18 protein-coding genes and 1 pseudogene are annotated in these 22,298 nt (G+C 69.1%); 12 read left to right on the top strand and 7 right to left on the bottom strand.

Translation table 11 applies throughout. The annotated features are described in order from the left end of the window. Positions 1-289: 289 nt before the first annotated feature. The 3 genes and pseudogenes from OHT21_RS21860 to OHT21_RS21870 form a co-directional block, all read right to left on the bottom strand. Positions 290-370 (bottom strand): annotated as a pseudogene (locus OHT21_RS21860) (VapC toxin family PIN domain ribonuclease); the annotation flags it as partial. 42 nt (positions 371-412) lie between these two features. Then, the gene (locus OHT21_RS21865) at positions 413-487 is read right to left on the bottom strand and encodes a hypothetical protein (RefSeq protein ID WP_328774178.1); all 75 of its coding nucleotides are present in this window, start codon (positions 485-487) and stop codon (positions 413-415) included. Positions 488-702: 215 nt separating this feature from the next. Then, positions 703-1,071, bottom strand: coding sequence for a poly-gamma-glutamate hydrolase family protein (locus OHT21_RS21870; protein ID WP_443050412.1), 369 nt, complete (start codon positions 1,069-1,071; stop codon positions 703-705). Between the two features lie 184 nt (positions 1,072-1,255). Between OHT21_RS21870 and OHT21_RS21875 the strand changes: the two genes are divergently transcribed. Continuing rightward, positions 1,256-1,840, top strand: coding sequence for a TetR/AcrR family transcriptional regulator (locus OHT21_RS21875; protein WP_328770046.1), 585 nt, complete (start codon positions 1,256-1,258; stop codon positions 1,838-1,840). After that, a complete protein-coding gene (locus OHT21_RS21880; RefSeq protein ID WP_328770047.1) occupies positions 1,840-3,006 on the top strand; it encodes an FAD-dependent monooxygenase in 1,167 nt (388 codons plus the stop codon). Before OHT21_RS21875 ends, OHT21_RS21880 begins: the two co-directional genes overlap by 1 nt. Before the next feature lie 412 nt (positions 3,007-3,418). Here OHT21_RS21880 and OHT21_RS21885 read toward each other — a convergent pair whose 3' ends face one another. From OHT21_RS21885 to OHT21_RS21895, 3 genes are all read right to left on the bottom strand, one after another. After that, positions 3,419-4,300 (bottom strand): hypothetical protein, encoded by an 882-nt coding sequence (locus tag OHT21_RS21885; RefSeq protein WP_328770048.1) that lies wholly within the window; start codon positions 4,298-4,300, stop codon positions 3,419-3,421. Further along, positions 4,297-5,982, bottom strand: a complete 1,686-nt coding sequence (locus tag OHT21_RS21890; RefSeq protein WP_328770049.1) for a serine/threonine-protein kinase — start codon at positions 5,980-5,982, stop codon at positions 4,297-4,299. The genes OHT21_RS21885 and OHT21_RS21890 overlap by 4 nt, the downstream gene beginning before the upstream one ends. A gap of 520 nt (positions 5,983-6,502) precedes the next feature. Next, positions 6,503-7,759, bottom strand: coding sequence for a PucR family transcriptional regulator (locus tag OHT21_RS21895; RefSeq protein ID WP_328770050.1), 1,257 nt, complete (start codon positions 7,757-7,759; stop codon positions 6,503-6,505). A gap of 145 nt (positions 7,760-7,904) precedes the next feature. Between OHT21_RS21895 and OHT21_RS21900 the strand changes: the two genes are divergently transcribed. The 10 genes from OHT21_RS21900 (at position 7,905) to OHT21_RS21945 (ending at position 19,980) form a co-directional block, all read left to right on the top strand. Then, positions 7,905-9,416: a class I adenylate-forming enzyme family protein gene (locus tag OHT21_RS21900; RefSeq protein WP_328770051.1), complete on the top strand. Its 1,512-nt coding sequence runs from the start codon at positions 7,905-7,907 to the stop codon at positions 9,414-9,416. 114 nt (positions 9,417-9,530) lie between these two features. Beyond that, positions 9,531-11,294 (top strand): DUF3556 domain-containing protein, encoded by a 1,764-nt coding sequence (locus tag OHT21_RS21905; RefSeq protein ID WP_328770052.1) that lies wholly within the window; start codon positions 9,531-9,533, stop codon positions 11,292-11,294. After that, positions 11,291-12,721: a phytoene desaturase family protein gene (locus tag OHT21_RS21910; protein WP_328770053.1), complete on the top strand. Its 1,431-nt coding sequence runs from the start codon at positions 11,291-11,293 to the stop codon at positions 12,719-12,721. The genes OHT21_RS21905 and OHT21_RS21910 overlap by 4 nt, the downstream gene beginning before the upstream one ends. A 547-nt stretch (positions 12,722-13,268) precedes the next feature. Continuing rightward, positions 13,269-15,671 (top strand): sensor histidine kinase, encoded by a 2,403-nt coding sequence (locus OHT21_RS21915; protein WP_328770054.1) that lies wholly within the window; start codon positions 13,269-13,271, stop codon positions 15,669-15,671. A 2-nt stretch (positions 15,672-15,673) separates the two neighbouring features. Further along, positions 15,674-16,108 carry a roadblock/LC7 domain-containing protein gene (locus OHT21_RS21920; protein WP_033320527.1) on the top strand — a complete coding sequence of 145 codons (435 nt, stop codon included), beginning with the start codon at positions 15,674-15,676 and terminating at the stop codon, positions 16,106-16,108. A gap of 8 nt (positions 16,109-16,116) precedes the next feature. Continuing rightward, positions 16,117-16,503: a DUF742 domain-containing protein gene (locus OHT21_RS21925; RefSeq protein ID WP_328770055.1), complete on the top strand. Its 387-nt coding sequence runs from the start codon at positions 16,117-16,119 to the stop codon at positions 16,501-16,503. Beyond that, on the top strand, positions 16,484-17,074 hold the full coding sequence (locus OHT21_RS21930; protein WP_328770056.1) for a GTP-binding protein: 591 nt from the start codon (positions 16,484-16,486) through the stop codon (positions 17,072-17,074). The genes OHT21_RS21925 and OHT21_RS21930 overlap by 20 nt, the downstream gene beginning before the upstream one ends. 1,022 nt (positions 17,075-18,096) lie before the next feature. After that, positions 18,097-18,696, top strand: a complete 600-nt coding sequence (locus tag OHT21_RS21935; RefSeq protein ID WP_328770057.1) for a sensor histidine kinase — start codon at positions 18,097-18,099, stop codon at positions 18,694-18,696. Positions 18,697-18,827: 131 nt separating this feature from the next. Beyond that, on the top strand, positions 18,828-19,487 hold the full coding sequence (locus OHT21_RS21940) for a response regulator transcription factor (protein ID WP_328770058.1): 660 nt from the start codon (positions 18,828-18,830) through the stop codon (positions 19,485-19,487). Positions 19,488-19,632: 145 nt separating this feature from the next. After that, positions 19,633-19,980: a TcmI family type II polyketide cyclase gene (locus tag OHT21_RS21945; protein ID WP_328770059.1), complete on the top strand. Its 348-nt coding sequence runs from the start codon at positions 19,633-19,635 to the stop codon at positions 19,978-19,980. Positions 19,981-20,041: 61 nt separating this feature from the next. Here the strand turns inward: OHT21_RS21945 and OHT21_RS21950 are convergent, their stop codons facing one another. Then, complete coding sequence (locus tag OHT21_RS21950; RefSeq protein WP_328770060.1) at positions 20,042-22,264, bottom strand: MMPL family transporter; 2,223 nt, start codon at positions 22,262-22,264, stop codon at positions 20,042-20,044. Positions 22,265-22,298: the final 34 nt, after the last annotated feature.

A 22,298-nucleotide genomic window follows, 5' to 3' on the forward strand; every position in this document is an offset into this window, starting at 1 on the left:
CACCATCCGCATTCGCCTGGAATTTCCCTGGGCTTTGCGAACAGTTGGCGTTCAGGAGACTCGGAGTGAGGGCCGAGGGTTGCACGTGAATTTCGGGAATCTGCGGGGCACCACGCGGGAGAGGGGCAACGCAGAACGGGCGGGCGGACCCGGCCGTCGCGGAGCGCAGGGCCCAGGAGCCTCGCGTATCAGCGCGGCAGCGCGATGCCGAACGTGCCGCCGTCGCTGCCCGCCGCCCACCCCAGCTCGGATTCGGCACTGGGACTTCGGCACCGGGATACCCGCGTGGAAGTGGCAGGTCGTCGGGCAGCACCCGGAACACCGCGTGGCGGCCCAGCAGGCATACGGCGCGGGCGTCGCGGCGGTCGAGGGGTTCACGGGCTCGAGCAGTGCATACGTCAGGTTGATGTCCTCAGACGCCGGCCTGATCCAGGGCATTCTGCAGGAACTGTTCGCAGCCCGCGCCGGTGTACGTGGCGCCTGACACCGTGTCGATGTTCGCGCTCTGCGCCGCCGGGGTCTCCTGAGCGAGCTTGGCGATGGCTGTGGAGGAGTGGAGGAGATGTCCCTCCTCCGCGCCGTCCCGTCAGGAGACTGGACGGCCGTCGCCCCGGCTCTCTTCGACGGCGTGCCCCCGGCACCGCGCCGCAGCGGGCGCCGTCCACAGGCGAGCGTGCGTCGGAGTTCCACCGGGGCGGGGCTTCAGGCGACGATCTGTTCGGCCTCGATCCTGCCCACCGCCTGACGGACCGCGTGCACGACGTCCCAGAAGACCTGCGTCGTGGTGTTCTTGCGGCCCGCCCGGGTGTTGGTGCCGAACATGACGGTACGCAGCGGCGTGGTGATCTCCAGTTGGGCGCCCTGGCCGAGCAGTGTGCGGTTCATGATGTTGGCCGGGTTCACCCCGCCCAGTCCTTCGCTGCCGGAGGCGTCCTCGGCCTGGATGCCGACTGCTGCGAGGCTCTCCATCAGATATTGCTTCAGCGTGGTGTTGAGTCCGCCGACCAACACCGCCTGGGTGCCGTCCGGGAGGCCGGCCCGAGACGTGGTGCAGCCGTGCAGGGAGACCACGTTGAGGGCGCCCGCGCACAGCGAGCGGGCAATCCGGTCGTCGCAATGGGTGGAGGTGACGCTCCTCCCGGGCTGCGTCCCCGAGGTTTGACCGAGTACCGGCGAAAGAAGGCCGCTTGGCACAGGGCAGCCGCACGCGCTACATTTTGGTCAGTCGCCCAATACGATCGACCAAGGAGAGGGAATGCCCGGTCGGACCAGCGCCGAACGCGGCCGGAATGTACGCGCGCAGCTGCTGGCGGCCGCCAGGGAGCTCATCGGCGAAGTCGGCTGGAACGCCGTGAGCACACGAGTCCTGGCCGAGCGAGCCGGTGTGCGTTCCGGACTCGTGCACTACCACTTCGAGTCGCTCCAGGCGCTGCTGCGCCAGGCCGCACTGGAAGAGATGAGCCACATGCTCGACGCCACCGCCTCACTCCTCGTCGAGGCGGCGAGCCCCGCCGACGGCGTCGAGGCGGTGCTGTACGAACTCGACCAGCACAACGGCGCCGACCCCGCATCTCTGCTGTTCACCGAGGCGTACCTCGCCGCCACACGCGATGCCCGGCTGCACGAGCGCATGAGCGAACTCATGACCGGCTTCCGCACCTCCCTCGCCGCGGCACTGGCCCGCTCGGGGCACCGCACCCCGGAGCACGCGGCGAGCGTGATCATGGCTGTCTTCGACGGCTTCGTACTCCACAAAGGTCTTGACCCGGAACTGTCGGCCGCTCGTATCGCCCCGCTCCTGCGCCGACTCACCAGCACCGACCAGAACGGAGCAGACTGATGAAAGCCGTCATCTGCGGTGCCGGCATCGCCGGCCTGGCCCTGGCCCACCGCCTGCGTCACCACGGGTGGGAGGTCCACGTCGTCGACCGCGCACCCGGGCCGCGCACCCAGGGGTACATGATCGACTTCTTCGGCCCCGGATACGAGGCCCTGACCGCGATGGGCCTGCAAGCGCGGCTACGGGAACTCGCCAGCCCTGTCGAAGAGCTCCGCTACATCGACGGCCGTGGCCGCGTGACCGTCAGCGTCGACTACGCCCTCTTTTCGAAGGCACTGAACGGCGAGATCGTCAGCATCATGCGCCCGGAGCTCGAACGCCTGCTCCGTGAGCGCGTCACCGATGAGATCGACCTCCGCTACGGCACCACCGTCGACCGGATCGACGACGACAAGGTCACGCTCTCCGACGGCACCGCGCTCGACGCCGATCTGATCGTGGGCGCGGACGGCGTGCACTCCCGCGTCCGCTCACTGGCCTTCGGTCCCGAACGCGGATACCTCCGGTACCTCGGCTTGCAGACCGGCGCCTTCGTCTTCACGGATCCAGAGGTCTTCGAGCAGGTCAGCGGCCGGTTCATACTCACCGAAACCCTCAACCGCCAGATGGGCTTCTACGGGCTCGGGGAAGGCCGCGTCGCGGTTTTCGCCGTGCGCCGCAGCACCGACCCGAAGCTGCCCGATGACCCGCGCGAAGAACTGCGTCGCGCATACACCGGCATGGGCTACCTGGCACAGCGCGCCCTGGAGCGATGCCCGCCTCCCGAGGAGATCTACTACGACCAGGTCGCCCAGACCGACATGCCGCGCTGGACCGACGGGCGGGTGGCGCTGGTCGGCGACGCCGCCCACGCGGTCTCGCTCATCGCCGGACAAGGCGCGTCCCTCGGCATCGCGGGGGCCTACGTGCTGGCCGAACGGCTGCACGCGGCGCCCTCGGTTCCCGAAGCGCTCGCCGACTACGAGCGGCGCTGGCGTCCGGTGGCGACCGAAGTCCAGCAGGCGGCCCGGGATCGCGTAACCGAGTGGTTCCTGCCGACCTCGTCGGCCAGACTCCTGTTGCGGCGCTGGGGGTTCCGCGCTATGCGCCTGCCCGGCCTCGACCGGCTGCTGATCGGCCCCTTGTTCCCGAAGAACCACCGGACCGTGGCCGAGCTGAGCGCCTGACCGCGCGGCGGCACGAGCCAACACTCGAAGGGGATCAGGAGAGCAGGGCAGTATTCGGAGGCCCAGGCCACCCGTCTCCGGACAGCCAGTGAGGGCACCATAGCCGCAGCGGATCGAGCGGCGAACAGCGGGGAAGCACGGGGGTCGACGAAGCCACCCGCCAACAACCTCGCCCACCTGCATGCCCCGAGTGCCCGGGCGGCGGCACAGGACCGCAGAGGGAACACCACAGGCTGCTGACGGGACCGGATTCGCGCCAGAACGTTGACGTCGGGCTCGACAGGCGCAGCGCCCGGGCCAGGGAGGTTTGGTCCGACCGCGCTCCGCGGGAAGCCGCCGAAGCAGGAGGAGAGCCCCGCCGGTGTAGAAGACGAACACGGCGGCGAAGCGGATCTGGATCGCCGTGGTCTCTTCAGGGGCAGTCGTACGTGAAGTGGGTGGTGACCGTGCGGTGGGTGGGGGACTGGATCCGTAGTTCGGCCCTTGCCGTGTAGTGGCCCTTGCCCTGGAAGGTCCACAGCAGGTGCAGACGTGCCTGTCTCTGGCCCCGGACCACCACTTCGTGCAGGACGCCCGAGGCGGTGCCGTCACTTCGGATCCAGCGGTAGGAGAGCGTGCCCGGCCGGCCGTTCGTGGCGACGAGGGCCACTATGTCCGCTGTGCCGTCGCATCCCAGAACCGTCGGCCGGGCCGTGACCGCCGCCGTACGCACCGCGACGGAGGGCCCGAGGCGCTGCCAGGCGAGGAAGGCGATGACGGCGATCAGCACGAGCGCGGGCAGAGCGTGTCTTCGCAGACGTCGGCGCGGGGGCACGCGAGGCGGCGGCACGGCGGACAGCGTCCTGTGGGTACGGTGCGCGACGGCGGCTGTCACCCCCGGGCCGAAACGCAGCACAGTGCCTTCGGCACGGTCGGGCAGCGTCGGCGGCGGCGGCAGGATCCCCGTGGAGGGCGGCCCGCCCAAGGTGGTCCCCGGCTCGGGCCTCTGGATCCAGTGGCTGGCCAGCACCGTGGCGCTGTACTCGGCGTCGGCGGAGCCGAGTTCGTCGCCCGGGGCGTGTTCGGCGCTCGGGGCGTGTTCGTCGCTCGGGGCGTGTTCGTCGCTCGGGGCGTGTTCGTCGGTGGGGCCGAGGTGGAGGGTGGAGGTGTGGTCGTCGGTGGGGCCGAGGTGGAGGGTGGAAGTGTGGTCGTCGGCCGGGTCGAGCACCCGGGTTTCGTCGGCGGAGCCGAACACCTGGGTGGGCTCCCAGTCTTCGGCAGACGACGCGGGAGTGCGGTCGTTGTGAGCGCTCATCGGAGGACACACCGCCTGGTCAGAAGCTGCTGCGAGGCGCCGCCGTCGGCGGAAGCCGGGGTGGTCGCGGCCTGCACCGTCCAGTAACAGCCGTTGCCCTGGAAGGTGTGGTCGACGGTGAGCGTGTACTGGGTGGCGCCGCTGCGCTCGAACGTCTGGGACGCACCGTCCGGGAGGCCGAGTTGTCCCCCGGTGTCGCCCGTGGACCACGAGACGGTGATGGAGAGCGGTCCGGTGCCGTCCGTGGTGATGTCGATCGTTGCCGATGCGGTCGTCGGACCCGTCTGCCGGAAGCCCGACACCGCGACGTCCTTGACGGCGGGAGCGGCCGGCCCGGTGGGGGCGTCCGGCGCGGTGGGGTCGGCCGGCGAGGTGGGGGCAGCGGTCGTCGGCGTCGCCTCGGTGGTCGCCGCGCCGGGTGTCGTCGTCTCAGGGGCCGGGTCCGTGGTGGCGGCGGATGCCGAGGGCTCGCCGGTGCCGTCCGTCGCCGAGTCCGAGGGCGACGGACTGGGGGACACGGTGGACGTCGGGGACGGCGGGGACGAGTTCGCCGACGCCGTCGGCGGAGCGATGAGCTCTCCCGACTCCACACCGGGCTGGGCTCTGGTGGTGGCCAGGGCCTGCGCCGCCTGCTGCGGATCCGCGCCCAGCGGAGTGTGCTGGATGCCGTAGGTCAGGACGACAGCCAGAAGCACGGCCGCACCGGCCACCAGCACCCCGGGCCGGCCGGGACGCCACGACTGCGCCCAGCCGCGGCCCGGTTCGCGGCTCAGGACCGTGCGTGCGGTGTCCGTCGTGGTACGCGGGGCACTGCGTGCCGAGGGCAGCAGCAGCGGCAGCAGGGCCACCAGCGCGGCGAGCCGACCGCGGCCGCGTTCCTCCCAGTCGGGCCCGTAGGCGGCGCCGGCCACCGCCTCCAGTTCCGTGACGAACTCCTCGGCGTGTGTGGGCCGTTGCCGCGGGTCCTTGGCCAGACCGCGCCTGACCAGCTCCCGCACCGCCTCGGGGGCCTCCTCGGCGGGGACGGGCGCGTCGACGTGCTGCAGCGCGAGTTCGGCGAGATTGTCACCCGAGTACGGCTTGTGGCCCGTCAGGCACTCGAAGAAGGTGGCCGTGGCCGCGTACACGTCGGCGGCGGGAGAGGCGGGCGCGCCGGTCCACTGCTCCGGGGCCATGTAGGCGGGGGTTCCCGCAGCGCCGACGCTGGTGCCGGCGTCCACCGCGATCCCGAAGTCGACCAGCTTGGACGATCCGTCCGGTACGACCAGGACGTTCGCCGGTTTGTAGTCGCGGTGGACGACGCCGATGCGGTGCGCGTCGGCCAGGCCGAGCAACGACCCCTTGAGGACCACGAGCGCGGCCTCGGGATCGAGCGGACTCTCCCTGGTCAGCAGGGTCCGCAACGAGACACCGTCCACCAGCTCCATCACGATGGCGGCGCCGTCCGGGCTCTCGACGTACTCGTACAACCCGGTGACGTACGGGCTCTCCAGGCCGCCGAGCAGCCGCGCCTCCGCCCTGAAGTCGCGTACGAAGTCCGGCCGGGTGCGCAGTGACTCGCTGAGGTACTTCACCGCGACCGGCACGCCCGTCTCCTCGTGCACGGCCAGGACGACCCGCCCGCTCGCCCCTGATCCGAGCTCCAGTGACTCGGTGTATCCGGGCACTCCCCATGTGTTCATCCCAGCCCCCAAGGCCGCACGTGCTACCGGAAGCCCACCCGCCCCGGAGCTTCGGCCACGCATTCAAAGACACGTTTTCAGCCACTGCGGTTGCGGTGCGGTATCCGGTATCCCCGTTCCGGACACCGGCAGCCGGGATATCGGAGGGAGCACCACTGGATAGTGCCTCAGAACCTGCACAGATCGGCCCGGAACGCCGGTAACAGTCCGGTGCACGGCCCACGTCCCACGCGGGTGCCCGACCGGTCCGACCCGTTTCCTGCCGCTTTTGCCGCGGCTGCGGAGTGAATCGCGGATGGCTGAAAAGATCACACGGGTCGAGCGGAGGCGCCACCGGTGACCGGAATTCCGGCCCCAGAAGAAGAGCGGCACGGCGGTGCGGTGTCGGCTGCCCCCACAGCACCATGAGGCACAGTCACGGCACCCGCCGCGTCCCCGGAAGCCGGTCCGAGCTCGGACGAAGATCGGGACTACGCGTTCCGCGTCCCTCCGCGCGGCCTGCAGGACCTGATCAGTTGCCTCACGCCGGATGCGTGTCCGCTCCTCCGAGTCCGAGCTGCGCGCAGGCCAGCAGAGCCACCTCGATGTCCAGTCGGTTCTCGGTGAGCGGGTGGCCGAGGATCTCCTCGGCCTTGCGTATGCGGTAGTGGACTGTGTTCTTGTGGACGTGCATACGTGCGGCGGCGTCGGTGAAACTGCCCTGCGCGTCGAGGAACACCTGCACGGTCTCGCGCAGGCGGACCGTGGCGCCGTCATCGTTCATGAGGTCCCCGAGGACGCGTCCGGCCCACGCCCTGACGTCGGCGAGGTGATCGACGAGGAGGCCGGCGAGTGCGACCTGGGAGTGGAGGACGAGCGCGCGGTGCGGGTCGGCCGCGGTGACGGCGACCGTGCGGGCGCGCTGCGCGTCCCGGAAGGTCTGTCGGAAGCCGTCGAGCCCGGGGGACGGGTCGTCGCCGACAGCGATCCGGAGTGCCGGGTGCTTGCCCAGTTCATGTTCGAGCAGGGGGAGGTTGAGGGTCGGTTCGGCGGTGGATGAGATCCATGCCCAGTACGTCCGTTCGTCGGCCGAGATCGTCAGCGGGGCCTTGCCCGTGGCCGCCGACAACATGGCCGCGCCGGCACGCAGTTGGGCCGCGTCCGGGTCGGGTGAACCAGGCCGCGACCAGATGATCGCGGCGAGGTGCCAGCCACGCAGAGACATCGACAGCATCTTCTCGGCCGATGCGAGGTCGAGCCCCTCGGTGTCGAGCACCGCGCGGACCTGGGCGGCGCGGGCCGCGTCGGAACGGGCGTCCCACCGGCTGCGCTCGTCCTCGTAGATGTCGATGATGCCCTCGATGACCTGGTCGATGTACCTGTTCGTCAGTCGCGCGATCTGGCTGGTCGCGGCCAGGGCGGCGTCGGTGGGCAGGTCGAGACGGCCAAGGGTGGTCATGGCCCGCTGGACGACCATGTGCTCGCCGAGGCGATAGGCGCGCAGGAGTGCCTCCAGTGACAGGCCGTGCTGGGCGAAGCGGCGGGCGTACTCCGCCGCGGCCGGCGGGACGGTGATGTCGTCGATGGAGATGTTCAGCGCCAGCATGTCGACGATCGCCGCCAGGTTCGACGCGGTGCTGGCGACCATCAGCCGTCGCACGGCGTCGTCGTGACGGAACTCGGGGATGACGTCGACGAACATCGAGGTCATCTCCGCGGTGATGTTCTCGAGATCGGCCTGGGTGCGCCTGGCGACGTCCCGCACGATCATGTCGACGTTGACGTTGGCGGCGCTCATGGCCGGACCGTACCCGAGACGTCCGCCTCCCGCTTTGTGACGGCGGCACAAAAAGGCGGGTTCGGGCTGGGACGCGAGCCCATGGTCGGACGCGTACTCCCTGCCTACCTTTCAGTTATTGCGTTGGTCTATTACCTTCGTCACGGTGCGACTCAATGGTGAGGAAATCGTGCAGCACATCGCCGAATTGCCGGACGTCCGGGCCGGCCGGAATCCCACCGGACCCTGTATCGCGGATGATCGCGAGCAGCTGGACAACGACGCTTTTCTGAAACGGGTCCGGTCCGCGGCGAGTGTCCTCCGCACTCATGGAATCGGTATCGGCGATGTGATCGCGGTGGCTCTTCCGAACCGTCTGGAACTCGTCGTCATCATGTTCGCGGCATGGCGGCTGGGCGCCGCGGTCACGCCGGTGAATCCCGGGCTGACCGATGCCGAGGCCCGCCATCAGATCGAGGATTCCGGAGCCAAGGTGGTGATCACCGATGACCGCGGCATGGGAACCCTGGACGTGGCCGCGTTCGCCGACACTCCCGCTGACCGGTCCCCGGACGCCGTCTCCCCCGCCTCCGACGCCCTCGCTCTGATCATCTACACGAGCGGGACCACCGGGCGCCCGAAGGGCGTCATGCTCGACCACGCCAACATCGCCGCGATGTGCCGGATGATCGTCCACGGCATCGGTCTGGACGAGACCGATCACAGTCTGCTGGTTCTGCCGTTGTTCCACGTCAACGGGATCGTGGTGAGCGTGCTGTCGCCCCTGCTGGCCGGTGGGCGGGCGACGATCGCGGGGCGTTTCCGGGCGCAGGTCTTCTTCGCCTCGGTCGAGGCCGCGCGGCCGACGTACTTCTCGGCGGTACCGGCGATCTACGCCATGCTCGTCTCGTTGCCGGACGACGTACGCCCGGACACCTCGTCGCTGCGCCGGGCGATCTGCGGGGCCGCGCCGATGCCCGCCGAGCTGATCGCCCGGTTCGAGAACCGGTTCGGGGTGCCGGTCGTCGAGGGCTACGGGCTGTCCGAGGGCACCTGCGCGTCGACGCTGAACCCTCCCCCAGCCTCCGGCCGGGGGGACCCCCATCTCGCTTCGCTCGCCGGGCCGCGCAAGCCGGGGACGGTCGGGCTCCCGCTGCCGGGGCAGACGGTGGCCGTGATGGACGCCGAGGGCCATCTCCTCGACGCCGGGTCGGTGGGCGAGGTGGTGGTCCGTGGCCCGAACGTCATGCGCGGCTATCTCGGGCTGCCGGACGAGACGGCCAGGACCGTCGTCGACGGCTGGCTGCACACCGGCGACGTCGGGCGCTTCGACACGGACGGCCATCTCGTTCTGGTCGACCGGATCAAGGACATGATCATCCGAGGCGGAGAGAACATCTACCCCAAGGAGATCGAGAACGTCCTGCACAGCCACCCGGCGGTGCTGGAAGCGGCGGTGGTCGGCGCGCCCGAACCGGTGCTCGGTGAGGTGCCGGTCGCGTACGTCACGCTGCTGCCGGGTGCCGCCGCCACGGCCGAGGAGCTCGTCGAGCACTGCCGCGGCTCGCTGGCCCGCGTCAAGGTACCGGTGTCGGTCGTGGTCACCGAGTCGCTGCCGAAGAATCCGGTGGGGAAGATCGACAAACCCCGCCTGCGCTCATTCACCGTGAGCTCGTAAAGCGATCACCCCACGTCAATCGCTCCACACCACTCCACATCACCCGGAAATTTTCATGTGCATTCCTGGTGTGGATCAGCACGCCCGAAAATCGGTACGAGAAAGGCGAGAACAATGGGGTTCAAAACAGGTGACTTCCCGCCGGTCGATCCGGAAACATTCCTGCACAAGCCTCTTCAGGAACGCATGAAAACGTTGGCCCTGCACTGGGTGGAGTACGGTTTCGGCTCGCCGAAGATGATTCCCACCACGTACGTGGTCAAGGTCCTCTTCCTGTACGTCCTCGCCGGTACGGCCCTGGTGACCTGGACCTCGGACGCCGGACCGTTCTGGGACGTCGCCCACTGGTGGGACCAGCCGGACGTCTACCAGAAGCTTCTGCTCTGGACGGCCTTCCTGGAGGCGCTGGGCGTGGCCGGCTCCTGGGGCCCGATCGCGGGCAAGTTCAAGCCGATGACCGGCGGCATTCTGTTCTGGGCCCGGCCCGGCACCATCCGGCTGCGTCCCTGGAAGGGGGTGCCGTTCACCGACGGTGACCGCCGCACGGTGGCCGATGTCGTCCTCTACCTGGCCTTCCTGGCGTCCCTGCTGACAGCGGTCGCGGTGCCCACCGACTCACTGGTGCGCCCGGCCCTGCTGATCGCGCCGATCGTGCTGTACGTCGCGTGCGGCCTGCGGGACAAGACGCTCTTCCTGGCCGCCCGGGGGGAGCAGTACCTGCCCGCGCTGGTGTTCTTCGCCGCCCTGTCCCTCACCGACATGATCGTCGCGGCGAAGCTGCTGATCTGCGTGGTGTGGATCGGCGCCGGGGTGTCGAAGTTCGGCCTTCACTTCACCAGCGTGGTGTCGCCGATGGTCTCCAACAGCCCCTGTGTCCCGTCGAGGCGGATCAAGCGGCTCCACTACCGCGACTTTCCCCATGACATCCGCCCGTCGAAGGCCGCGACCCTCGTGGCGCACATCGGTGGCACCACCGTCGAGATCGTCACCCCGCTGGTGCTGCTCTTCTCCACGAACCACTGGCTGACCGTCGCCGGCGTGGCGTTGATGGTCGTCTTCCACCTCTTCATCGTCTCGACGTTCCCGCTGGCGGTGCCGCTGGAGTGGAACATCCTGTTCGCGTACCTGTCGGTCTTCCTGTTCCTAGGCTTCCCGGCCCAGGACGGCTACGGCGTCGGCGACATGTCCTCGCCGTGGCTGACCGCCGGGATCGCCGCCGCACTTCTGTTCTTTCCCGTACTGGGCAATCTGCGCCCGGACCTGGTGTCGTTCCTGCCCTCGATGCGCCAGTACGCGGGCAACTGGGCCTCCGCGCTGTGGGTCTTCGCGCCGGGCGCGGAGCAGAAGCTGAACTCGCTGCCGCACCGCCCGACCACCAACCAGGTCGACCAGCTCCAGGCGATGGGCTACCCGGCGGCTGTCGCCGAGATCACCATGCAGCAGACGATCGCCTGGCGGTCGATGCACAGCCAGGGCCGCGGCCTGTTCTCCGTCCTCATGAAGAACCTTCCCGACCTCGACCAACGGACCGTGCGCGAAGCCGAGTTCGCGTGCAACTCGCTGATCGGGTTCAACTTCGGCGACGGCCACCTGCACAACATCGACCTCGTCAACGCCGTGCAGTCCCGGGTCGGGTTCGCCCCGGGCGAGTGGATCGTCGTATGGGTGGAGTCGCAGGCCATTCACCGCAAGGTGCAGCACTACCAGGTGATCGACGCCGCGCTGGGGGTCGTCGAGCGGGGTACGTGGAAGGTCGCCGACGCGGTCAAGGAGCAGCCGTGGCTGCCGAACGGCCCGATCCCGCTCGACGTGACCTGGACCCGCGAGCAGGTGCCGCCGGTGGTGGGGCAGGACACGGTGGAAAGCTTGACCACATGAGTAAGGCAATCGTGGTCGGCGCCGGCCCCAACGGGCTGGCCGCCGCCATCGCCCTGGCCCGGGAGGGCGTACAGGTCACCGTCCTCGAGGCGGCCGACGAGATCGGAGGCGGCACCCGCTCCGGTGAGGCGATCCTTCCCGGGCTGCTGCACGACCACTGCTCGGCCGTCCACCCGATGACCGTCGGCTCACCGTTCCTGCGCGAGCTCGGCCTGGACCGCTACGGGCTGCGGTGGGCGCTGCCGGAGATCGACTGCGTACATCCCCTGGACAGCGGCGCGGCAGGGGTGCTGCACCGCTCGGTCACCGAGACCGCGGCCGGTCTCGGCGGCGACGGCCGACGCTGGCGGTGGCTGTTCGACGGCCCGTCGGCGGCATACGACACCTTCGACGCCGACATCCTCGGCCCGCTGCTCCGCGTCCCACGGCACCCCGTCCGACTCGCCCGCTTCGGCGTCCCCGCGCTGGCCCCCGCGTCGCTGCTGGGCAAGGCGTTCGCGACCGAGGAGGCGCGGGCGCTGTGGGGCGGGGTGGCGGCACACGCCTTCCACCCTCTCGAGCGGCCACTGAGCGCCGCCATCGGACTCGGCATCCTCACCGCGGGGCACCGGCACGGCTGGGCCGTGGCCGTCGGCGGATCACGCCGCATCACCGACGCCATGGCCGCGCTGCTGACCGATCTCGGCGGGAAGGTCGAGACAGGCGTACGGGTGCGGTCGGCCTCCGAACTGCCGCCCACGGACGTAACCCTCTGGGATGTGGCGCCCACCGCACTGGCCGACATCCTGGGTGACCGGCTGCCGCCCCGGGTCGCCCGTGCCTACCGGCGGTTCCGGTACGGCCCGGGGGCGTTCAAGGTCGACTTCGCGGTCGAGGGCGGCGTGCCCTGGACCGCCGAAGCGGCGCGGCGGGCCGGCACGGTGCACGTCGGCGGCACGTACGCCGAGATCGCCGCCACGGAGCGGGACATCCACGCCGGACGGATGCCCGAGCGGCCGTTCGTCCTGGTCGGCCAGCAGTATCTGGCCGATCCCCTGCGGTCGGCCGGCGACGTGCACCCGGTGTGGACCTACGCCCACGTACCGGCCGACTGGTCCGGCGACGCCACAGTAGCGATCACCTCCCAGATCGAGCGGTTCGCCCCGGGGTTCCGGGACCGGATCGTCGGTACCGCGGTGCACACAACCACCGAATTCGCCGCATACAACCCGAACTACGTCGGCGGCAACATCATGACCGGCGCCAAGGACATCCCCCAGCTGCTGTTCGGCCCGCGGCCCACCCTGCACCCGTACGACACAGGTCTGCCCGGCCACTACCTGTGCTCCGCGGCCACCCCGCCCGGCCCCGGCGCACACGGAATGTGCGGAGCCCACGCCGCCGCACGAGCTCTGCGCCACCTCCAAGGGCAGACCTGGGACCCGTGACGCCGAGGCGGGGAGCGGCACCGGGGGTGAAGAAGCCGCAGCATGTACGCGTCTGCCTGCCCCGCCCGGCCCTGCGGCAAAGGATCGATGACTGTCCGCGCGCACCCGGCCGTCCGCCGGTCGGGAGGAGGTAGGCCCCGTCTACATCGGCGCCAACGGACGCGGCCTCCAGTACGGCGATCCTGACCCAGGCGCCCGAGCGGGGCCGCAGGCATGCATATTGGCCTGCGGCCCCGCCATAGCTGACCCGGCCATGTCCCGCAGGTTCGTGCAGGACGGGTCCTGAGATGCGCTGGTGATGTGTCATCTATGGAGCACGGTCCAACAATTCGTCATGGCTCAATCGAAATTAGATAGATATATTTGGCTAACTGTTTCGCGGTAGAGTCTGGCGTCGTCGAGCGGACCGTAGGCGGCCCGTCACTCAGAGCAGCGCTGGGGAACTTCCGTGGCAGTGCATGCACGTGCGTCGAAAAAGCAAGGCCCTCCGGAGAGAGGAGCCAGGCGGCAGCCGTCACTTCGCACGGCCCTGCTCATCCTGGCGTTGGTGCCCAGCGTGACTCTGGTCGCCCTATGGGCGACGACCTCCGTGCAGCTGTACACGGAGTGGCAGCAGCAGCGGCAGCGCAACGAGGCGTCCACCGAGGCCGCGCGGCCCATCATGGCCGCGTTCTTCAGCCTCCAGGAGGAACGGCGGCTCAGCGGTGCGGCACTGGGCGACTCCCGGTCGTACAAGGCGGAGTTGCAGAAGCAGCGCGGCCGAACCGACGCGGCCGTCAAGACCGTCCAGGCGCTCCCCGGCAGTGGATGGGACGCGCCGGACGACATCCGCCGCAACGTCGTCCAGGTGGGCAAGGACCTGGACAAGCTGGCCGACTACCGGACCGCCGTCGACCGGCGGGCCGCCTCCCAGCAGCAGACGTTCGACGACTACACCGGACTCATCGCCACCGACCTCAAGCTGTTCACCGTACTGAGCAATGTCGGCATCGCGGACATCGACTACCTCGCCCGGCCGGCCATCGACTCGGTCTGGGGCATGGAGATGATCTCGCGCGAGAGCGCGATCATCACCCGCGGCACCGTCACCGGGCGCCTCTCCGCCGGCGAACGCGGGCAGTTGGCCGAGTGGATCGGCTCCGAACGCTTCATCTACGACAACAAGGTCACGGCCCTTCTCCCCAGCGACCAGGCGACGCGGTACCGGAAGCTGATGGCCGGCAGTGCGTGGAAAGCGAAGACCGACGCCGAACAGGACGTGCTGCGTGGCTCCTCGTCCGGGTCGAACGCCTTCTCCGCCGAACTGGGCAAGACCTGGAGCCGCAGCGTCGGACAGGTCATGGGCCCGCTCCAGGGGCTCAACGGCGACTACTCGGCCACTCTCACGGCGGCCACGGACCGGGAGCTCGACTCCATGGTGACGAAGCTGGTCCTCACCAGCGCGATGGGCGCGGGGGCGGTGGTCGTGGTCATCGTCGTCAGCGCACTGCTCACCCGAATGCTGCGCCGCCGGATCTTCGCCCTCCGGCAGGCAGCCCTCGACCTGCAGACCCGGATGCCGGACGTGGTCGAACGCATGCGGAGGGGGGAGGCCGTCGACGCGGACGCCGAACTCCCGCCGATCCAGCACGGTCACGACGAACTCGGCCAACTGGGCCAGGCGCTCAACCTCGCTCGGCACAGCGCGCTGGACACCACCATGGCGCAGGTGGGGCAGTTCCGCGGATTCGAGAAACTCCTCCAGCGCATCGCCCGCCGCACTCAGCTGCTCATCGGGCTCCAGATGAAGAAGCTCAGCGAGCTGGAACGCCGGCACGAGGACCCGGAGGTCCTGGAGGGCCTCTTCGACCTGGACCATCTCACCGCCCGGCTGCGGCGGTACGAGGAGAACCTGGTGATCCTCGGCGGCGGCCAGCCGCAGCGGCGCTGGCGCAAACCCGTGCTGCTGCTGGATGTGCTCCGCTCCGCACAGAGCGAGGTCCAGGACTACCGCAGGATCCAGATCGAGGTCGAGGGCCGCGTCTGGCTCTCCGAACGAGCGGTCGGACTGGTGGTGCATGTGCTGGCCGAACTCATGGAGAACGCGGTGACGTTCTCGAGGCCGCCGACCCCCGTCGAGGTGTACGCCGCCCGAGTGGGACGCGGCCTCGCGGTGGAGATCGAAGACCGCGGCGTGGGCATGGACCCCGAGCAGTACGACGAGGCGAACCGGCTGATGGCCGACCCGCCCCGGCTGGACGTCCTGTCGCGTGCCGACGACGTCAGGCTCGGCCTCTATGTCGTATCCCGGCTGGCCCAGTCGCTCGGCATCAAGGTGGAGCTGCGGCCCTCGTCGTTCGGCGGCACCCGGGTGGTCGCCCTGATCCCCGACCATTTCGTCGTCGAGGACCCCGCGGATGCCGAGGGCTTCGGGGGTCCCGAGCCCGTGCCGGCGACGGTCGCCGCCCCGGGATGGCCCACCCCGGATCCAGTCACGACGGCCGAGCCGGGCCCGGCCCACGGCACGACGCCGGTGATCAACGTGTTCACCCCGCTCTCCCGCGCCGGGGCCGGGTCCGCGGTTCACCACGGTGACGCGTCCGCCGGGTGGCAGCCGCACCACGTTGTGCCGCCGGTGCACCACGACCCGACGGCGCAGCCGCTGCCCAAGCGGGTGCGGATGGCCAGCCTCGCCGACGAGTTGCGGGACCCCGACGCGAATGTGCGGGCGCACCCGGCCGGCGCGCAGGCCCCTGACCGGCCGGCCGCTCCGGCCCGTTCCGGGGCGACGATCGGCGCCTTCCAGCGCCAGTCCCGCCTGGCCCGGGGCGACGCCCACCACACCGGCGCCGTGTTCAGCAGTGCCGGAGCACACGGCGGCGCGGACCCGGGAGCCGTGGAGCGCGGCACCGGGGAACGCGACCGCACCGAAGCCCTCCCGTATCGCAGACGGACCCCGACGGAAGACTGACCATGACACAGCGAACGACCGCCACCCTTCAGGACCTCGACTGGTTGCTGGACGGCCTGGTCGAACAGGTGCCCGGCACCCAGCACGCCATCGTGCTGTCCGACGACGGGCTGGTGGTCAGCCAGTCCCGCACCATCGCCCGACGGGACGCGGAGCGCCTCGCCGCCGTGGCCACCGGCCAGCAGAGCCTGGCCCGAGGCGCCGGGAGCCTGTTCGGCGGTGGTCCGGTGCTCCAGGTGATCGTCGAGATGAGCGACCTCTGGCTGTTCATATCCGCCGCGGGCAGGGGTACCCACCTGGCTGTCGTCGCCTCCCAGGAGGTGGACGCCGAGCTCATGGCCGTGGCCATGCACACCCTGATGCAGCAGGTGGGCCAGCGTCTGGGCGCCGAGGCCCGCGTCGGTGCGCCACCCGTCGAGGGCGGTGTACGTGAGTGAGTCACTGGATGGACGACATGGAGGCCGAGGACGCCGACGACGCGGAATCCCTGTTCGTCAGGCCGTACACCATCACCCAGGGCCGGACGGCTCCGGTGCGCGACGACCTCACCCTCATCACCATCGTGACGACCGTCGAACCGCCGCCGGGCCGGGCCGGCACCCGTGGTCTGCAGCCCGAGCACCGCTCGATACTCCAGCAGTGCCTCCGGCCTGCGGCGGTGGCGGAGATCGCCGCCGAACTGAACCTGCCCGTGGCGGTGACGAAGATCCTGATCGACGATCTGGTCGCACTCGGCAGGGTGACAACCCGACCACCGATCGCCATGGCGGTAGGAAGCGAATCGAACATGACACTTCTGCGGGCGGTGAGGGATGGTCTTCGTAGAATCTGACCCGATCGGCGGCGCGCGCGCAGTCACGTCGCCCGCGGCGGTCAAGATCCTCGTGGCCGGTGGCTTCGGCGTGGGCAAGACGACGCTCGTCGCGGCGGTGAGTGAAGTGACTCCGCTGCGTACGGAGGAGTACATGACCGTCGCGAGTGTGGGCGTCGACGACGTCGGAGGCATCGAGGACAAGACCACCACCACCGTGGCCATGGACTTCGGCCGCATCACGGTGAACAGTCAACTGGTGGTCTACCTCTTCGGCACGCCCGGCCAGGAGCGCTTCTGGTTCATGTGGAACGACCTGGTGCAGGGCGCGCTCGGCGCGGTCGTCCTGGCCGACACCCGGCGACTGGAGTCCAGTTTCGCGTCCATCGACTTCTTCGAGAGCCGCGGCATCCCGTTCGTGGTCGGCGTCAACTGCTTCCACGGCCGGATGGACCGGGACGAGCGGGAGGTTCGTGAAGCGCTGGACCTGGGTCCCGAAGTGCCCCTGGTGATGGGGGACATGAGGCAGAAGTCGGTCGGCCGCGATCTGCTGGTGTCCCTCGTCGAGTACCTGATTGCGACCGGCCGATAGCGTCTCGGGAACTCTGTGTGCCTGAAGGTTCAGGCTTTTCGGGCGCGGCGTGACCGTGCGCGGTTGCCATCAAGTGGTCCGAACCTCGGGGTGAGGGGGTGGCTGAAGTTTCCCCGTGCTCTTGAACACGGTTCTGTCACGCGGCGAGGGCGTGGTCCGGCGAGATCGGCATACCAGTTGTCGTAGAGCTTCCAACGGCTCATGGCCCCCAGGGCGCCGACAACCACGCCCCGGGCGCTCACCAATTTCGGGCGCCCCCGGTGGGCTGCTGCTCGACCGCACCACAAGCGCACCAGAACGAGCGGGGAACAGCGGGGAATCACGGTGAAAGCAACCCGCCCGACACGGCCGTGATCCGACCGTTCGGCCAGGTCAGCATGCAGGCCACCCTCAAATGATCGCAGCTTCCCAAGCTGAGAGCGCGAGTTGGATTCTCGTCACCCGCTACACGATCAAGACCCAGGTCAGCGACCTGGGCCTCTTTGTTGTCTCCGTGGACACTCGCCGGCGTACGAGTCGGCCGCCGGCTCCGCCGACCGGCGGGCCCGACGGGTCACCGTCTCGCGGAACAGTGTGAGCAGCGAAGGGGAAACGCAGTTCGCCCTCGCTGATCCGCCAAGATCGCGTCAGAAGCTGTTGTGAGCATTATTCAACAAATTAAGTTCTCGATACTGCACCGGAATGTTGACATCCTGAGAGTCACTTCACAGGCGCTCGCGACGAGCTGCTCAGGGTTCGCCAAGGCTTTTCTCTCGACCTTCTATGAACCGTGCTACAGTGACCGAAAGTGCTGTGGATGTTCATACGGGGGATGATCCACATTGGAAAGCGGAATATTGTTTTCCGTTGTCGAGTACGCGCGTGATGCATTCCTGTTCGAGATCATGGTAGCCACTGTTACCGCGGGCATCTTATTTCGTACAAAACTAAAGTACCGCGCTCTCGAGAAATCCGTCCGGAATGAGAAGTTCCGTGAACGCGCTCGCATAGCCGCTGAGCTGCACGACGGTGCAGGTCATCGAATGCTCGCCATCGTCATGCACGCTCGTCAGCTGTCTGCGCAATCCGTCCATGCGCCAAAGGCGGCGCATGCCATCGAAGAACTGGCCGTGGAAGCCCAGCGCGAGATCCGTGCGGCTCTCGGTCGCCTGCCGCGGTCCGAGCAGGCGTCGGACGACGCCCCGCTGTCGGACCGGGTGACTGCCCTCGGCGTCGATCTTCCGGAAGTCGATCTCACCCTTCACTTCAGCGGTGTCGAAGCGGAGGAGAATCTGCACGCGAGCACACGACACGCTGCGCTGCGGATCATCCAGGAGGGCGTCAGCAACGCCATCAAGCACGGCGAGGGACCCATCGACGTACGGGTCGAGTTCGGCGAGCAGCTCCACGTCAGCATCGTCAACGGGCCTGCCCCCGGCAACGGCGCCGTCGCGCGTTCCCGGCTCCGCGGGGGCACCGTCGCCCCCTTGGTCCCCGGCTCCGGCCAGGGACTTCTCCATATGCGTCGACGCGCCGCCGAACTCGGCGGGTCCTTCTGCTACCAGGAGCTCCCCGGCGGCGGCGTACGGATCATGGCGACCCTGCCCAGCCGCCCCGGCCGGCCCGTGGAGGCAACCGCTTAGCCAGGACGAGCGGGATGGCACAGCGCGCGAGCCGACGTCGATTCGCCGAGTGCCCCGGATTCGCCGAAGGCCCCAACTTGTGCGTCGGCGTTGCTCGTTCGCATTTGGATCGATAGCGCGCAGGAAGGCTCATGGACCCGATACGTCTACTGATCGTCGATGACCAGCCGCTGGTGCGGCAGGGGCTGCGTGCCGTTTTCACGCCGCTCGACGACATCACTGTTCTCGGAGAGGCCGCGAACGGCGCCGAGGCACTGGAGCTGGTGCGGCGGACCACCCCGGACGTCGTGCTCATGGATGTGAACATGCCGTGGATGAGCGGCTTGGAGGCGACCAGGAGGATCTTCGCCGGCGGCTCGCACGACACCGCCCCCAAGATCGTCATCCTCACCATGTACGACCAGGACGAGTATGTCTTCGAGGCTCTCAGGGCCGGGGCCAGCGGTTTCCTGATCAAGGACTCCTCTCCGGCGCAGCTCGTCGAGGCGGTGCGGGCAGTGGCCGACGGCGGTGCGCTGCTGTCTCCTACGGTCACCCAGCAGCTCATCAGAGAGTTCGTCCGTCGGCCCGTTCTTCCCTCTGCCGCCGGTGCCGAACTGAAGTCCCTGACCGGCCGGGAACTCGATGTATTCCGCCTGCTCGTGCAGGGATACGGAAACGCGGTGATAGCGGAGAAGCTCGTCCTGGGGGAAAGCACCGTCAAATCGCATGTACAGCATCTGTACCGAAAACTGGGTGTGCGGGATCGCGTGCAGGTGGTCATCTACGCTTACGAGAACGGTTTGGTCTGACGGTTCCGTGGATGCCGTGGATTTATGGACTCCTCCTCCGAACGAGGGAGGAGGAATTCCCACCGAGTGAGGAAGACGATCCCCTTCGCTCATCTCTACTGTGGCCGTGTCATTGTGCCCGCCGCCACGGAACAGGAGATTCCTCATGGCCGATCGGATCCTTATCGTCGCCCGCATGGAACCGGAGAAAGCTCGGGAAGTCGCCGCCCTGTTCGAGGCTTCCGACCGGACTTCGCTGCCTACGGACCTCGGAGTGACCCGCCGCGAGCTCTTCCACTATCACGACGACCTCTATTTCCATCTGGTGGAGTTCGAGGGAGAAGCGGACCGCGCCATGGCCGCCGCCCGAGTGCGGGAGGACTTCCAGCAGCTCTGCGCCGATCTGGACCCTCTCATCTCGCCCTACGACCCGGCGACATGGCGCAGTCCGGCGGATGCCATGGCGACTTCCTTCTACCGGTGGACCGCCAAGGAAGGAGTGGAGCACTCCTGACCGGCGCCGCTTCGGAGCCGTGGCCCGCCCCCTGCGGCGGGCCGCGGCTCCGATGCGCGTGTCAGCCGCGCGCCGCACCCGCCGGGCTGACCGGCTGCGGATCGGCCGGCCGCTCGTCCGGCACCGCCTCCTCACGCAGCGGTGACGGCTCGACCCGCAGCAGGCGGGCGGCCCAGGCGGGCAGCCACCAGTTCCACTTGCCCATCATCGCCACCGTGGCGGGCACCAGGAGGCCGCGGATGAGAGTGGCGTCGATGAGGATGCCCAGGGCGATACCGGAGGCGAAGATCGACACGTCCAGTTCCCCGCCGGCGGCCATCGAGGCGAACGAGGAGAACAGGATCAGTGCGGCGCAGGTGACCAGCCTGCCGGTCCGTCCGACGCCGTCCACCACTGCGGTCCGAGTGGAACCGGTGCGGTCGTACTCCTCCCGGATGCGGGACAGGATGAACACCTCGTAGTCCATCGAAAGCCCGTACAGGAAGGCGAAGATCGTCACTGGTACGAAGGTTCCGATGGAGCCGTCCGGCTGGATGCCCAGCACGGTCTCGGTGCCCCACCCCCACTGCCAGAGGATGACCATCGCGCCCAGTACCGCCCCGAGCGACAGCAGGTTCAGCAGGATCGCCTTCAGGGGCAGCAGCAGCGACCGGAATGCCCGCGCCAGCATCACGAAGGTGACCAGCGACAGCACCGCCAGCATCCAGGGGAAGGCCGAGTAGGTCACGTCCACGTAGTCGATCTGCTGGGTGACGTTGCCACCGACCAGAGTGCCGTCCGGCACTCGGTCGACCACCCGGGCGATGGTGTCCTCGCCCGCGGCCGAGCCGCCTTCGTCGCTCGGCAGCACGGTGAGGACCGCGGAGCCGTCCCGGCGCCACTCCTCGTCCTCGGGCGCGGTGACCGCGTACACCCCGTCCGTGGTACGGAGGCTGGCCGCGACCTCTGCAGGATCGGTGCCCTGGGGCACGTAGACGTCGAAGGATGTCAGAGTGCCCGATGGCACACCGCTGTCCGTCAGGGCGGTGAGCCCCGCCCGGCCCGGACCGGAGTCGGCCAGCCGGTCGGTGGTCGGTACCGACAGATTGAGACCGAGCGCCGTGACGGACAGGGCCAGCAGAACCGCACCGCTCGCCGCGGCCGTCAGCCACCGGAAGCGCACCACGTTCCGGGCGACCGCGGTCCAGAAGCGTCCGGCGGACGCCTCCCGCTCGAGTGCGGGGCGGTCCGCGCGCCCGGCCTCCCGGCGGCGCTGGAGGCGTCGGCCCGAGGAACTGAGGAGCAGCGGCAGCAGGGTCAGCGAGATCAGGGCGCTCGCGGCGGTGACCATCATGCCGCCGATGCCGAGGCTGCGGATCAGCGGAATCGGCAGCAGCACCATGGTGACCAGGCCGATGGCGACCGCGCCGGCCGAGAAGACGATGGCATGCCCGGACGTGGCCATGGCGCGACGGACCGCGTCGTCGCCGTGATGGCCTTTGGCCTCCTCCTCACGCCAGCGGGTGACCAGGATCAGCGCGTAGTCGATCGCGATGCCGACGCCGAGGAGCGGCAGCATGATGACCGTCGTCTCGTGAACGCTGATGAACGGGCTCACGGCGAGCAGCCCCAGGAACGAGACGGGCACCGCGACCAACGCGGTCAGCAGCGGTACGAAGGCCAGGGCGGACCGAAAGACGTACAGCAGCACCGCGATCGCGGCGCCGATGGTGACCAGCAGCTTCACCGGGACGTTGAGACCGCCCTGGTCGGAGCCGGTCGCCAGCGTGTCGAGCCCGGTGACCTGGACCTCGGAATCCTTCGGCAGCTCGTCGCGCATGGCATCCACGATCAGCGGGCCGAGCGCGGGCGCCTCTCCGAGCGCGCTGCCCGGCAGCCCGCCCTGTTCGACGGGACCGCCGAAGACCAGCCCGAACGTCGTCCTGCCGTCCTCGCCGAGGAACGCCTCGTCCCCGGTGTTGGCATACGACGCGACGCGCGCGTCGACCTTCTCGGCCGCCGCGTCGAAGGCCCGGCCGAGGGCCTCCTTCGCCTCCGGGCTGTCGGCCCGCTGCCCCTCCGGCAGGGTCACGACAGGCACGAAGGGCCGTTCGTAGCCGCCGTTTCCGTACGTCTTCATGATCTGTTGGTTCGCCTCGTACCCGGGCAGGCCGGGGTAGGCGTTGCGCTCGTCCATGTTGGGGATCAGCAGGCCGATGGCTCCCCCTCCGGCGAGCAGCAGCAGGATGACGAGCATCCGAACGAGTCGCTTCCGTCCGAGAACGAATCCGCAGAGTTTCTCCATGCCACCAGGCCATCAGAGAGTTCTTAGGCCGCTC

The sequence above is a fragment of the Streptomyces sp. NBC_00286 genome, assembly GCF_036173125.1.
GTDB lineage: Bacteria > Actinomycetota > Actinomycetes > Streptomycetales > Streptomycetaceae > Streptomyces.